This is a genomic window from Hongsoonwoonella zoysiae, assembly GCF_013266695.1.
Lineage (GTDB): Bacteria > Pseudomonadota > Alphaproteobacteria > Rhizobiales > Stappiaceae > Hongsoonwoonella > Hongsoonwoonella zoysiae.
This window is the reverse complement of the sequence record NZ_JABRXF010000003.1, coordinates 375,386-388,907: the sequence shown is the minus strand read 5'-3', so window position 1 is coordinate 388,907 and position 13,522 is coordinate 375,386. Positions and strand designations below refer to the sequence as shown.

Annotated in this window: 14 protein-coding genes; 7 read left to right on the top strand and 7 right to left on the bottom strand. The window is 60.6% G+C overall.

Annotated elements, in window-relative coordinates; all coding sequences use genetic code 11:
• Positions 1-3 precede the first annotated feature (3 nt).
• Complete coding sequence (gene betI / locus HPQ64_RS18180; protein WP_172890047.1) at positions 4-582, bottom strand: transcriptional regulator BetI; 579 nt, start codon at positions 580-582, stop codon at positions 4-6.
• Positions 583-890: 308 nt separating this feature from the next.
• Between betI and HPQ64_RS18175 the strand changes: the two genes are divergently transcribed.
• From HPQ64_RS18175 to HPQ64_RS18160, 4 genes are all read left to right on the top strand, one after another.
• Entirely contained in the window at positions 891-1,838 is a 948-nt protein-coding gene (locus HPQ64_RS18175) for a choline ABC transporter substrate-binding protein (RefSeq protein ID WP_172890046.1), read from the top strand.
• A gap of 75 nt (positions 1,839-1,913) precedes the next feature.
• Positions 1,914-2,759 carry a choline ABC transporter permease subunit gene (choW, locus tag HPQ64_RS18170; RefSeq protein WP_172890045.1) on the top strand — a complete coding sequence of 282 codons (846 nt, stop codon included), beginning with the start codon at positions 1,914-1,916 and terminating at the stop codon, positions 2,757-2,759.
• The gene (choV, locus tag HPQ64_RS18165) at positions 2,756-3,793 is read left to right on the top strand and encodes a choline ABC transporter ATP-binding protein (protein WP_172890044.1); all 1,038 of its coding nucleotides are present in this window, start codon (positions 2,756-2,758) and stop codon (positions 3,791-3,793) included. The genes choW and choV overlap by 4 nt, the downstream gene beginning before the upstream one ends.
• A 90-nt stretch (positions 3,794-3,883) precedes the next feature.
• On the top strand, positions 3,884-4,423 hold the full coding sequence (locus HPQ64_RS18160) for a GNAT family N-acetyltransferase (RefSeq protein WP_172890043.1): 540 nt from the start codon (positions 3,884-3,886) through the stop codon (positions 4,421-4,423).
• On the opposite strand, the gene HPQ64_RS18155 is transcribed toward HPQ64_RS18160, so the two are convergent.
• The gene (locus HPQ64_RS18155) at positions 4,420-5,535 is read right to left on the bottom strand and encodes a Gfo/Idh/MocA family protein (protein ID WP_172890042.1); all 1,116 of its coding nucleotides are present in this window, start codon (positions 5,533-5,535) and stop codon (positions 4,420-4,422) included. The genes HPQ64_RS18160 and HPQ64_RS18155 overlap by 4 nt on opposite strands.
• Before the next feature lie 107 nt (positions 5,536-5,642).
• Positions 5,643-6,929: an MATE family efflux transporter gene (locus HPQ64_RS18150; RefSeq protein WP_246270785.1), complete on the bottom strand. Its 1,287-nt coding sequence runs from the start codon at positions 6,927-6,929 to the stop codon at positions 5,643-5,645.
• 278 nt (positions 6,930-7,207) lie between these two features.
• On the opposite strand from HPQ64_RS18150, the gene HPQ64_RS18145 reads away from it, so the two are divergent.
• A complete protein-coding gene (locus HPQ64_RS18145; protein ID WP_172890406.1) occupies positions 7,208-8,110 on the top strand; it encodes a histone deacetylase family protein in 903 nt (300 codons plus the stop codon).
• A gap of 10 nt (positions 8,111-8,120) precedes the next feature.
• On the opposite strand, the gene HPQ64_RS18140 is transcribed toward HPQ64_RS18145, so the two are convergent.
• Complete coding sequence (locus HPQ64_RS18140) at positions 8,121-8,378, bottom strand: DUF6460 domain-containing protein (protein ID WP_246270784.1); 258 nt, start codon at positions 8,376-8,378, stop codon at positions 8,121-8,123.
• A 135-nt stretch (positions 8,379-8,513) separates the two neighbouring features.
• Here HPQ64_RS18140 and HPQ64_RS18135 point away from each other — a divergent pair, with 135 nt between their 5' ends.
• On the top strand, positions 8,514-11,030 hold the full coding sequence (locus tag HPQ64_RS18135; protein ID WP_172890039.1) for a ligase-associated DNA damage response DEXH box helicase: 2,517 nt from the start codon (positions 8,514-8,516) through the stop codon (positions 11,028-11,030).
• Positions 11,031-11,083: 53 nt separating this feature from the next.
• The gene (gene pdeM, locus HPQ64_RS18130) at positions 11,084-11,755 is read left to right on the top strand and encodes a ligase-associated DNA damage response endonuclease PdeM (RefSeq protein WP_172890405.1); all 672 of its coding nucleotides are present in this window, start codon (positions 11,084-11,086) and stop codon (positions 11,753-11,755) included.
• A 192-nt stretch (positions 11,756-11,947) separates the two neighbouring features.
• On the opposite strand, the gene HPQ64_RS18125 is transcribed toward pdeM, so the two are convergent.
• The 3 genes from HPQ64_RS18125 to HPQ64_RS18115 form a co-directional block, all read right to left on the bottom strand.
• Positions 11,948-12,460 carry a hypothetical protein gene (locus HPQ64_RS18125; protein WP_172890038.1) on the bottom strand — a complete coding sequence of 171 codons (513 nt, stop codon included), beginning with the start codon at positions 12,458-12,460 and terminating at the stop codon, positions 11,948-11,950.
• A 14-nt stretch (positions 12,461-12,474) separates the two neighbouring features.
• Positions 12,475-12,777 (bottom strand): hypothetical protein, encoded by a 303-nt coding sequence (locus tag HPQ64_RS18120; protein ID WP_172890037.1) that lies wholly within the window; start codon positions 12,775-12,777, stop codon positions 12,475-12,477.
• Positions 12,778-12,993: 216 nt separating this feature from the next.
• Entirely contained in the window at positions 12,994-13,449 is a 456-nt protein-coding gene (locus HPQ64_RS18115) for a MerR family transcriptional regulator (RefSeq protein ID WP_172890036.1), read from the bottom strand.
• Positions 13,450-13,522: the final 73 nt, after the last annotated feature.

The window sequence follows — 13,522 nt, the reverse complement described above, 5'->3', positions numbered from 1 at the left end:
CGTTCAGGTCCCGAGTTGTCTTTCGACGTAGTCTTCGACCATGCGGATCGCCGAGCGTGGCTGCGGCGGGCCATCTGCGAAGACGTGCTGCAGCCAGAGCCCGTCGATCAGCGCCGCCGTTCCTTCCGCCGCGCGCCGGGCTTCCTCGCGCGGCAGGAGATTTGCGAAGTCGTGCGCGAGGTTCGACACGAGCCTTTTGTGATATATGCGCAAGAGCCGCCGCGTTTCCTGCTCCACCCGCGCCTGCAGGTAGAAGGCGAGCCATGCGGAAATCAGCGCCGGCTGGAACTGGTTCGCGGCGAAACTCGCGCCAATGCTGGCGCTGATTCTCTCGCGCGCGGTCTTCGCGTTCGCCATGCGCGCCCGCATCTCCCGCGAAAGGTCCGTCAGAAGCGCGCGCATCGTCGCGTTCAGCAGTCCCGCCTTCGAGCCGAAGTAATGGTGCGCCAGCCCACCTGACACGCCGGCGCGCTTGGCGATTTCCGAAATCGTCGCGTCGGAGAAGCCGCGCTCGTGAATGGTTTCCACGGTCGCGTCGATCAGCGCGCGGCGCCGTTCGCTCTCCATTCCGATCCTTGGCATCCGCTCCGGTCCAGGCTCCGCTCCAAAAACCCAATAGAACCCAGACATAATTTTGATTGGCTGTTCAATCAATAAAAAAAGCGAATTTCGGCGAAGATTTGCCAAAGCAGAAGAAAAGTGATTTTATTGACCATGGATCGCATCGCCGGGGGTTGCGCCCTTCATCGGAGGTTGCGCGAGCGAAGCGGGCGAACCGGCAGGAATACGAAATCAGAAGAACAAGGGCGCGACCTTCTACGCGCCGGGGAACAATTGGCCGACGGTGATCCCTCACCCGAAAATATATCCGAAATTCAGGAGGAGCTTTTATGAAGACTGTCAAATTTGGATTCGGTGCTGCCGTTCTGGCGCTCGGGCTTGCGTCGGGTCCGGCCTTCGCCGCCGAACCGGAATCGTGCAAGACGGTTCGCTTCTCGGATGTCGGCTGGACCGACATTACCGCCACCACCGCCGCGACGACTGTGGTTCTCAAGGCTCTCGGCTATGAGACGGACGTGAAGATCCTTTCCGTGCCGGTCACCTATGCTTCGCTCAAGAACAAGGACATCGACGTTTTCCTCGGCAACTGGATGCCGACGATGGAAGGCGACATCAAGGCCTACCGCGAGGACGGCTCGGTGGAAACGGTGCGCGAAAACCTCGAAGGCGCGAAATACACTCTGGCCGTTCCCAAATACACTTACGACAAGGGGATCAAGTCCTTTGCCGATATCGCCAAGTTTCAGGACGATCTCGACGGCAAGATCTACGGTATCGAACCGGGCAACGACGGCAATCGCCTGATCATCGACATGATCGACCAGAATACCTTCGGCCTGAAGGACTTTGAGGTTGTCGAAAGTTCCGAACAGGGCATGCTGGCGCAGGTTGCGCGTGCGACGAAGCGCAAGGAGGATATCGTCTTTCTCGGTTGGGAGCCCCATCCCATGAACGCCAGCTTCGAGATGGCCTATCTCGACGGTGGCGATGATGTCTTCGGCCCGAACTACGGCGGAGCTACCGTTTATACCAACGTTCGCGCGGGCTACACCAAAGAGTGCCCGAACGTCGGCAAGTTTCTGGAAAACCTCAAGTTCACGCTCTCGATGGAAAACGAGATCATGGGCGCGATTCTGAACGACGGCGAAGATCCGCAGAAAGCCGCCGCCGCATGGCTCAAGGAACAACCGGCAACATTCGAGGGCTGGCTCGCAGGCGTGAAGACCTTCGACGGCGGCGAAGCGATTCCCGCCGTCAAGCAGGCTCTCGGCCTCTGACAGTCCGCCAGTTGAAACGCCGGGGTTTCCCGGCGTTTCGCTTCCTGACCCATGAACAATCCATGAGGCATTCCCTTGGAATGGCTGACTGACCACAAGATCCCCATCGGGCCGTGGGCGCGGGCCTTCGTCGACTGGCTGACGGACAACGCCTATTGGGTGTTCGACGGTATTTCCGTTGCACTCGAGGCGATGATCGACGCCATCCTCTGGATCCTGCAGACACCGCATCCCCTGGTCGTTGTCGTGGTCGCCGGTGCGCTCGGCTATATCGTTCACCGCACGATCGCCTTCACCGCCTTCGTGGCGGGAAGCCTGCTTCTCATCATCAACCAGGGCTATTGGGAAGAGACGACGGAGACGCTGGCGCTGGTGATCGGGGCGACCGTGGTTTGCATGATCGTCGGCGTGCCGCTTGGTGTCGCCGCCGCGCATCGGCCGAGGCTTTTTGCCGCCATGCGCCCGGTTCTGGACCTTATGCAGACGATCCCGACCTTCGTTTATCTGATCCCCGCGCTCATTCTTTTTGGCCTTGGCATGGTGCCGGGCCTGATCGCGACGGTCATCTTCGCTATCCCTGCCCCCATCCGTCTCACTCAGCTCGGCGTGTCCTCAACGCCCAGGCAACTGCTGGAAGCGGGTGAGGCATTCGGCGCCACGAAGTCACAGCTTCTGTGGAAGGTGGAACTTCCCTACGCCCTGCCGCAAATCATGGCGGGCCTCACCCAAACCATCATGCTGTCTTTGTCGATGGTGGTGATCGCAGCTCTCGTCGGCGCCGACGGGCTTGGCGTCCCGACCTTGCGCGCGCTTAACAGCGTGAACATCGCCCAGGGCTTCGAGGTCGGTATATCGATCGTGCTGGTCGCCATCGTGCTTGATCGTTTCTTCCGTCGCAAGGAAAACGGAGGCGGATCATGAGTGGCGATCCCATCGTCAGGTTCAAGGATGTCGACATAGTCTTCGGCGACAAACCGCAAAAGGCGTTGCCGCTGATCGATGCCGGCAAGACGCGGGCGGAAATCCAGGCTGAAACCGGGCAGATCCTCGGGGTCGCGGGCGCAAGCTTCGATATCGTCGAGGGAGAGGTGATCGTGCTGATGGGCCTTTCCGGCTCCGGCAAGTCGACGCTCCTGCGTGGTGTCAACGGGCTCAACAAGATCATCCGCGGCTCGATCAAGGTGCGCGACAACGGCGAATGGGTGAACCCCACGACCTGCGACCCGGAGCGTCTGCGGCGTCTCCGTCGGTCGCGGATTGCCATGGTATTTCAGCAGTTTGCGCTTCTGCCCTGGCGCACGGTTCGCGAGAACGTCGGTTTCGGGCTGGAACTTTCCGGCATGGGTAAGGCCGAGCGCACGGAAAAGGTCAGCCACCAGCTTGAACTTGTGGGCCTTGCCGAATGGGGCGACAAATACGTGCATGAGCTTTCGGGCGGCATGCAGCAGCGCGTTGGTCTCGCCCGCGCGTTCGCCACCGATGCGCCGATCCTCTTGATGGACGAGCCGTTCTCCGCGCTCGATCCGCTGATCCGCGACCGGTTGCAGGACGAGCTTCTCGCCCTTCAGGACCAGCTCAACAAGACGATCATCTTCGTCAGCCACGATCTCGACGAGGCCGCGAAAATCGGCTCGCGCATCGCCATCATGGAAGGCGGGCACGTTATCCAGCTTGGCACGCCGCAGCAAATCGTGCAGCGGCCTGCGACGGAATACGTCGCGGATTTTGTCGGTCACATGAACCCGCTCAACGTGCTGCGCGCGCGCGATATCATGAAGCCGGTCAATGGAGCTGCGATCCCCAATGCCGAGGTTGCCCCGCGCTGTGCGGCCAGGACGCCGGTGCGCGATGTGATCGCCATGAAACGCGGCAGCGAAGCGCCGGTGGTGGTGGAAGAGGGCGGTTCGCCAGTGGGGCTTATCGGCGACGGCGAAATTCTCGACTGCCTGCGGTGATCGGTTGAGCGGAGGGCCGCTGCGTGAAAGCATTATTGCCGCGCTGACGCGTTTCAGCGCGGCATTTGCGGCAAGCGTTGAAAAATAAGAATGAATATTCCCGAATTCGCCATCGATACCGAGCGCCTGCATTTGCGTCTCGCCCGCCTTGAGGATGCCGAAGCGCTTGCGGGGTTGATCACACCGGGCATCAGCCGCTGGGTCGCCGCCTGGCCCTATCCGACTACGGTTGAGATCGCGAGGAGCCTGATTTCAAGCAGGCTCGATAGCGCAGCGGACGTCCGCATCTGGCCCATGGTTATCACCGCCAGGGCGGAAGGCGGTATTATCGGTTGGCTCGGGCTTGAGCAGAGCGAGAGTGACGCGGGGGTATTGGAACTTGGATATTGGATTGCCGAAAACGCGCAGGGAAAAGGCTATGCATTCGAAGCTGCCTCAGCGTCCGTCGATACGGCATTTTCGAGGTTGGGCGCGAATGCGGTTGAGGCGGGCGCCCAGCCGGAAAATGCGGTTTCGCATCATCTCCTGAAGAAGCTTGGCATGAAGGAGGCGGGAGAACGGCTGGTTTATGCGCCGTCGCGAAATCGCCACGAAAACTGCCGTTTCTGGCGGAAAGACAAACCGGCCTAATCCACCTTTTTCCAGTGCCCGGCTTCGAACGCGCGTGCGGCGGCGTGAATCGTCTTCTCGATCTGGAGCCCATCCTCGAAGGTTATGGCGTTTGCCGGCTCGCCATTGACGAGCTTCAGAAGCTCCCTGCATTCGATGATCTTGAGGTCGTTGAAGCCGAGCTGGTGACCGGGGGCGGGCACGAATTTTTCATAAGGAGGATGGTGCGGCGACATCAGCACCTTCTTGAAACCCTGCTCGTTCGCGGGCCCTGTTGCCTGATAGACCTCGACCTCGTTCATTCGCTCCTGATCGTAGACGATCATTCCTTTCGAGCCGAAAATCTGAAGGAATATCCGCCCTTTCCGCCCCCAAGCGGAACGGTTCACCTCGATCGTGCCCTGCATGCCGTTTTCAAGGCGCATCAGCATCGTCGCGAAGTCGTATGTCTCGACCGCCCGCCGCGAGCCGTCACCGGTCCGCCTGTCGGCGTATGGCTTGCCCATCGCGCAAAAGACCTCGGAAATGCCGCCGAAAAGGGTGCGGATAAGCGAGAGCGGATGAACGGCGAAATCGTCCAGCGCCCCGTAACCGGATGTGCGAGCGTGCTTCCAGAAAAACGGCGTATCGGGATCGGCCATGAAGTCTTCGTCCATTTCGATCCTGGTCTGATAGGGGGTGCCGATTGCCCCATCTTCCAGAAACTTTCGAATGAAGCGGATCGCGGGATTCTGGATGTAGTTGTAACCAAGCAGCGCCACGCGGCCGGATTTTCGGGCGGCTTCAAGCATGAGCTCAGCATCCGCCTCGCTCGGCGCCATCGGCTTTTCGCACCAAACGTGCTTTCCTGCTTCCATTGCCGCAATCGCCATTTCGGCGTGAAACTCGTTCGGCGACGTGATGGAGATGATGTCGATCTCGTCATTGCGAAGGAGGTCGCGCCAGTCGGCGGTGGACGATGAGAAGCCGAATTCCTCCGCTTTCTGCCGGGCGAGATCCGCGTTCACGTCAGCCAGTTGTACGAGGCGCGGTGCGGGCACGTCGCCGAAGACGGGTTTCACCCCGCTCCAGGCGATGGCGTGGCACTTGCCCATGAAGCCGCTGCCGATCAGTCCGACGCCGATGCTCTTCATCGTTCTTCTTCCAGTTTCCGAGCGGGGGAGGGGTGGTTGTGCCTACCATCAAATATCGAAAAATACAGTGCCCGCAAAGGTAAAGTTGGGCCTCAAAAATTCCGACATTACGCTGCGGCCCTAAATGTTTCGGCGGCCCGTATGCGGCAGATGTAGCTGAGCGAAAGGCCGCGGATACCTAGGAAAATCTCAAGTGCCAGCCAAAGGCCATGGTTGCCGAGAAGCGGAAACAGGACAAAGTAGCTTGCAAGGTAGAGAGCGAGCGAGATGAGCATCATGTTGCGCATGTCGCGCGACCAGGTCGCGCCGATGAAAATGCCGTCCATCTGGAAGGCAAGCACGCCGAAGACGGGCGTAAGCGCCGCCCAGAACAGGTACTGGCCGGCAGTGGTGCGGACATCCTCAGCGGTTGTTATGAAGGCGACGATGGCATCGCCCGCGCCCCAGAAAACAGCGGCTGCGAGTCCCGCCAGGACAAAGCCCCAGACAAGCGTGAGCCTGACCGCCTGGTCGAACGCCGGGCGGTATCTTGCTCCAATGGCGCGCCCGCAAAGCTGTTCGGCGGCGGTTGCGAAACCGTCCAGAAAATAGCCGCCGATCAGGAAAAACTTCTGCAGGATCGCGTTGGCGGCAAGGATCGTGTCTCCCTGCACCGCCGAGCGGGAGGTGAAGAAGGCGAAGGCGAAAAGCAGGGTGAACGAGCGGATCATGATGTCGCGATTAACCGCGATCATCCGCCGGAATTCAGCCTTTTCAAGGACTTGCGCAAGTGTGGGCAACGGACGGCCGCGCATGGAGCGGGCGACAAGCGTGGAACCTATCAGGCAGGCGGTAATCTCGCTGACGACTGTTGCCGCCGCGACACCTGTGATGCCCCACGCGAAGCCGATAACGAAAAGCACGGAAAGCGCGATGTTGAGGCCGTTCAAAACCGTCTGGAGAATGAGCCCCGTTCCGGCTTGCCCGCGCCCGATGAACCAGCCGAGGATGGCGTAATTCATGAGGGCAAAAGGCGCGGAAAGCGCGCGCACCAGAAAATAATCGCGGGTGGCGGCCTGAACGGCGGCACTTCCGCCCATGGCGAGAAGACCGGTTTCCAATATGGGCGCGCGCAGGAGCACCACCGCGAGCCCGAGGCCGATCGCAAGCAGGCTCGCACGGAAGAAAACCGCGTGCTCCTGCAAGGCGTTACCGGAACCGACGGCCTGCGCCGTGAGGCCCGTGGTGCCGGAGCGCAGGAAATTGAAGGTCGTGAAGACGAGGTCGAAAAGGACGCCGCCGAGCGCAATTCCGCCGATGAGCGCAGCGTCACCTAATTGCCCGATGACGGCGGTATCGACAAGGCCGAGGATCGGCGTCGACAGATAGGCAAGCGTCATTGGAACCGCGATCATGAGAACGCTGCGGTTCGTGACGTCAAAGGGTCTTTGGCTGGAAACGGCGGAATCCATGAAACGGACCTGATCGGAATGACCGCATTTGCGTATAGAACAAAAATCGAACGGTCAATCGCTTTCAGGCGGGTTTCGGATGACGAAAAGAGCCGCGAGGAAAATTCCAGGCGGGGTAAATTCGTGCCCGGAAGGGGTTTTGAAGGTTACTCAGAATTCCGGTGAGGCGTCATGACCAATTTTGATTTCCGTGCCGCGACGAGGCGGCTATCGTGACCGCCATGCCGCTGCCGATCGTACACCACCCCGCCTTCCGGGCAGAGCTGCCGCTAGGGCATCGATTCCCGATGAACAAATTCAGGCGAGTCGCTGAAATTCTGGTCGAGGACGGTATCGTCGCGCCGGACGGATATTTTATCCCCGCGCCTGCTCCCGCCGAATGGGTGTCGCTTGCCCATGATCGCACTTATGTGGATCAGGTGTTTTCAGCCGACGTCCCGGCAAAGATTGCCCGCGAGATCGGCCTGCCGATGACGGAAGCGGTCGGAATGCGCGCCAGATGCGCGGTTGCGGGTACGGTTCTGACGGCGATGCTGGCGCTGGAGCACGGCATCGCCTGCAATACGGCGGGCGGCAGCCACCACGCGCGAAAGAGCCACGGGGCGGGGTTCTGCGTTTTCAATGACGTAGCGGTCGCGATCCGGGTGCTGCAGGCGAGCGGGCTGATTTCAAGGGCGCTGGTCATCGATCTCGACGTGCATCAGGGCGACGGGACGGCGGAAATCTTCGCCGGTGATCGGGACGTCTTCACATTCTCCATGCATGCGGAAAAGAACTATCCGGTGAGAAAAGTGCCTTCGAGCCTCGATATCGCGCTTCCCGACCTGACCGGGGACGCGGCGTATCTCGCCGTTCTTGGCGAAAACTTGCCTGAAATCCTGAGAACATTCCGGCCCGATATCGTATTCTTCAACGCTGGTGTCGATCCGCATGAGGAAGACAGGCTGGGGCGCCTTGCACTTTCCGACGAGGGGCTGGAGGCGCGCGACCGCTTCGTGATCCGCACGGTTGCCAATGCCGGCTTTCCGCTGACGGGCGTCATCGGCGGGGGGTATCTCACCGACATCGACCGGCTCGCGCGGCGTCACGCGACGCTGCATAGGGTTGCGGGGGAGTATGTGTGAGGGCGGAACCTCAGTTCTTACCCATGCTGAGGAGCCTGAGCACCACCCAGACCGGCACGACGACCATGGCGCCGAGGACGAAATATTCGCCGACGCGGCCTAGCGCCTCGAAGCCCGCACGCCAAAGCTCGCGCACGAAATTGACGACGCCTTCCAGAAGGTCGAGCGGGTAAAGGTTGAGCGCGGACATGATGACGCCGACGACGAAGGACAGGAATATGAGCCGGAGCACGACGCGCCCCGGAGAGCCGCCGAGAAATTTATCCAAAGACGTGTTCGCCATACCCTGAAGTGTCCTGCCGTTTGATGCATCCCTTTCTAAATGGATGGTAAATTCAGCAATTGCAATGCGGGGCAGAGCGGAGCCTCGACCGGGCTGCAATTCGCGACTATTCCTTGAGCCATGCACGCGCCTGCCGACGAGCCCTTGCCGAAGGTGTTTCAGGAATGGTTTCAGGCCCGGGGCTGGAGCCCCAGGGCGCATCAGCTCGACCTTTTGGAGCGGGCGGGCGCTGGCCGCTCGACGCTGCTGATCGCGCCGACGGGGGCGGGCAAGACGCTGGCCGGGTTTCTGCCAAGCCTTGTGGACCTGACGAAACGCGGGAAACGAAGGCCGGGCGAAGCGGGCAGGCGGGGCGTGCACACGCTTTATATCTCGCCGCTGAAGGCGCTTGCCGTCGACATCGCCAGAAATCTTGAGGCGCCCGTCAGCGAGATGGGACTGCCGATCCGCATCGAAACGCGCACGGGCGACACGCCCTCCCACAAGCGCCAGCGGCAGAAGCAGGTGCCGCCCGACATCTTGCTGACGACGCCGGAACAGATCGCGCTGCTCCTGTCCGATCCGACGAGCGAAAGGCTTTTCGCCGACCTCGATACGGTGATCCTGGACGAGCTGCATGCGCTGGTAACCTCCAAGCGCGGCGACCTGCTGTCGCTCGGCCTTGCGAGGCTGAGGACGCTTGCGCCCAACCTCAAGACCATCGGCCTTTCGGCCACAGTTGCCGAACCCGACGACCTGCGCGCCTATCTGGTCGCCCAGCCGAAGGGGAACGAGCGGCGACTTTCTGAACTCGTAACGGTGACGGGCGGGGCGGAGCCCGACATCACGATCCTAGAAACCGGCGAGCGCCTGCCGTGGTCCGGCCATTCGGCAAGATACGCGCTTGGCGATCTCTACGAGGTGCTTAAAGAGCACCGCATGACGCTAGTCTTCGTCAACACGCGCAGCCAGGCGGAGATGCTGTTCCAGGAGCTTTGGCGCATCAACGACGACAATTTGCCGATCGCACTGCATCACGGCTCGCTCGACGTCGGCCAGCGGCGCAAGGTGGAAGCGGCGATGGTGGCGGGAAGCCTGCGGGCGATCGTGTCGACCTCATCGCTCGACCTTGGCATCGACTGGGGCGATATCGACCTTGTCGTCAATGTCGGCGCGCCGAAGGGGGCAAGCCGGCTGGCCCAGCGGATCGGCCGCGCCAACCACCGCATGGACGAGCCTTCGAAGGCGATCCTCGTGCCGGCGAACCGCTTCGAGGTGATCGAATGCGAGGCGGCGCTCGAAGCATCAAAAGAAGGCGCGCAGGACACGCCGCCGCTTCGCGAAGGCGCGCTCGACGTGCTGGCCCAGCACGTGCTCGGCATGGCGTGTGCAGCACCCTTCAGGCCGGACGGCCTCTACGACGAGATCACCTCCGCCGAACCCTACCGCAACCTCGATTGGGAGACTTTCGAGCGTGTGGTCGATTTCGTGGCGACCGGCGGATATGCGCTCAAGACCTACGACCGATACGCGCGGCTGAAGAAGACCGGCGATGGGACATGGCGCATCGCACACCCCAAGGTCGCCCAGCAATATCGCCTGAACGTTGGCACCATCGTCGAAGCGCCGATGCTGAAAGTGCGGCTGATACGCTCCAGGGCGGACGGGCGGCGCACGCCTGTCGGGCGCGGCGGGCGGATGCTGGGCCAGATCGAGGAATGGTTCGTCGAGCAACTTACGGCGGGCGATACCTTCATCTTCGGCGGGGAGATATTGCGCTTCGAGGGCATTCGCGAAAACGAGGTCTATGTCTCGCGCTCGCGTGCCGAAAACCCGCAAATACCCTCCTACCAGGGCGGCAAATTTCCGCTTTCCACCTATCTGGCGGAACGGGTGCGCCGGACGCTGTCCGACCCTTCTTCGTGGAACGTGCTGCCGGGGCAGGTGCGCGAGTGGCTGGAAATCCAGAAAGCCCGCTCGCTGCTGCCAAGCCGCGACGGGCTTTTGATTGAGACCTTCCCGCACGCTGGCAAGCATTATCTCGTCTGCTACCCGTTCGACGGGCGGCTTGCGCACCAGACCCTTGGCATGCTGCTGACGCGGCGGCTTGAGAGAACGGGCGCAAGGCCCATGGGCTTCGTCGCCAATGATTATGCCCTGGCTGTCTGGACCTTGAGCGATATGTCGCAGCGGATCGCGGGCGGGCAGCTTTCCTTGGGCGAACTCTTCGATGAAGACATGCTGGGCGACGATCTGGACGCCTGGCTTGCCGAGTCGAGCCTGATGAAACGCACCTTCCGCGCTTGCGCCGTGATCGCCGGGCTGATAGAGCGCCGCCATCCCGGGCAGGAAAAGTCCGGCAGGCAGATTACCGTTTCGTCCGACCTTATTTACGATGTTCTGCGTTCCCACGAGCCCGACCACATACTTTTACGGGCGACATGGCATGATGCGGCGACAGGACTTTTGGATATCTCCAGATTGAGCAAACTTCTTACACGTATTCAGGGTCGAATCACGCATACTGCCCTCGAGAAAGTCTCGCCGCTTGCTGTTCCCGTGATGCTGGAAATCGGCAGGGAGCCCGTCTACGGCGAGGCGCAGGAAGTTTTGCTCGCCGAAGCGGCGGACGACCTGATCAAGGAGGCGATGGGGTGAGGGGCTTCGCAGCCGCAAAGAAAGCGCGGCCATTCGTGCCGGTTTGCCATGACATGTCGATTGCCGGCGCGCTTGTCGGCCTGCACGACAGTGGCGCGCTGTGGCTGCCGGATGAACACACGCTCGTGGTTGCCGACCTTCACCTCGAAAAATCGTCGAGCTTCGCCCAGCGCGGCCTGATGCTGCCGCCCTATGACACGGCGGCGACGCTGGAAAAGCTCAAGCTTGCCATCGACGCCTTCGACCCGCACCGGGTGATCGCGCTTGGCGACAGCTTCCACGACAGGCACGGATCAGACCGGCTGCCCGCCGCCTATCGCGCCATGCTGACAACGCTGCAGCTCGGGCGCGAATGGATCTGGGTGACCGGCAATCACGATCCGATTGCGCCGCTGAAACTGTGCGGGGAAACCGCCGATGAAGTGCGGCTTTCCGGCCTCACTTTCCGGCACGAGCCGAAGCCGGGACCGGAAGGTTTCGCGGAAGTCGCCGGCCATCTGCACCCGGCCGGGCGCGTGCGCCGCTACGGCCGCTCCATCCGCCGCCCGTGCTTCGCCACCGACGGCGAACGGCTGGTGCTGCCGGCCTTCGGCGTGCTGACCGGCGGGCTCAACGTGCTCGATGAAGCCTGGGCGGGCATTTTCGCCGAAAAACGGTTTTCCGCCTTCCTGCTGGGCGAGGGGCGGCTTTACCCCTTCACCGCGTCAAAGCTTCTGGCGGATTGAGGGGGGCTTCTAGAATAGAGCAACATTACGAAAGCCTCTGAGGTCGTCATGCGCGGGCTTGACCCGCGTATCCATCGGCCTTGATGCGTTTTACGGATGCTCCATGGGTTGCCGGGTCAAGCCCGGCAAAGACGATAGAGATGTCACGGCATGTGGAGGAGACCCCGACCCGGCCGAGGACAGGACCGCAGATCAATCACCTCTGCCGCAAATGTCTATCTTCATGTAGCTGTCTCCCGAATAAACCACGGCATCGCATGCTGAATCGAACTCCAGAAGGTTTTCCGGAAGGTCGTATTTTGCGGGCAGTCTATGTCTGTATCGGCCAACCGCATCAATAATTTCTTCGGTGCACTGACTGCGCATTTTTGCACTAGTGCATAGTGAGGAACTGTCACGCTCTCTCCAGTATTCAATTTCCATATTGACCATGAATTCTGGAACGTCGTTCAGAAATTTTCGATATACGTCCTCATAAATTGCATCGTTGGAGTTCATCGTCATCCAGCGTAGATTTCTTATCTGATCAATGTTTGAGTAAATGGTGCTTTCGAAGGTCGAGTGATATCTGAAACTCGCAAGAGCATAGAGAAAATCGTCTTCTTTCAGGAGGCAGGTCTTCTCGTTGAAACCAGCGAGCTTTTCGTATGCATCCCGGTATTTATTCTTTGACGCAGTGTTGCCGATACGTATTTGGGCGAGCATAAGGAGATAATGGCTCAGGTAACGTCGGTAAGGGACTGCGTATTCTCAAAATATGCATCAACGTCGGGCTGCTGGATCGTGCCGGGTCCGGTCACCCATTTCAATTGATCGGCGACGGCTGCCGCTTCGCTGCCCATGCTGCGGAGCTTTTCGAGGGCCGCTTCATCTGCGAACAGGAGCGGCTCAACATTCTCATCCACATATGCCTGAATCTTGTCCTGAAGCGCCTGGTTTACCTTCGGCTGTTTGCATTCTTCGGCAAGCGCGAAGGACGTCGAGAAAATCAGGAGGCTGGAAAGCAGCGCGAGAACATGCATGGCGAGGTGAAAATCCTACAGGCGTAAATTGTTGATGCTACAGCCTGCAGTATATGGTCTGAAAAGTTTACATGTCACCAAGGGCAGGAAAGGCTGGGTTAATCGTTGCCTTGATACGGCCTTGGATGGAGATGCCCGCCTGCGCGGGCATGACAGGTAGAGAGGGCACGGCGTGCGGAGGAAGGTGCCCGCCTTCGCGGGCACGACAGGCTGAGTTTACGCCTCTTCGCCTTCCTTGGCCTTGAGCATGCCGCCGACGATCTCGACCGTGCGGCCAAGCTCTTCTATCGCGCGGTCGATGTCCGAGCGCTGCTTCTTCAGCACGTCGATCTGCTCGTTGAATTTCGACAGGGCGACCTTCAACTGTGTCACCTGACCGTCGCGAAGGTCGTAAAGGTCCAGCATGTCGCGGATCTCGGCTAGCGAGAAGCCGACGGACTTGCCCATCAAGACGAGCTTGAGGCGCGCCCGGTCGCGACGGGTGTAGATGCGGTTCAGACCCTCGCGCTTCGGGTTGATCAGGCCCTTGTCCTCGTAAAAGCGGAGCGTGCGAAGGGTCACGCCGAATTCCTTGGCCAGATCGCCGATGGTGAAATGCGTCTTCCTGGTGGACTGGTCCTTGGCCGCCACGGCTTCGACGATGTCGTTGTTCACGGAGAGCGCTTCGCTCATTTCCTGTCTCTTTTCATATTCCGGCACCCGGGCGGTTTGCACCGATGGCCATGCGCACCAGACCCGCCGCAAG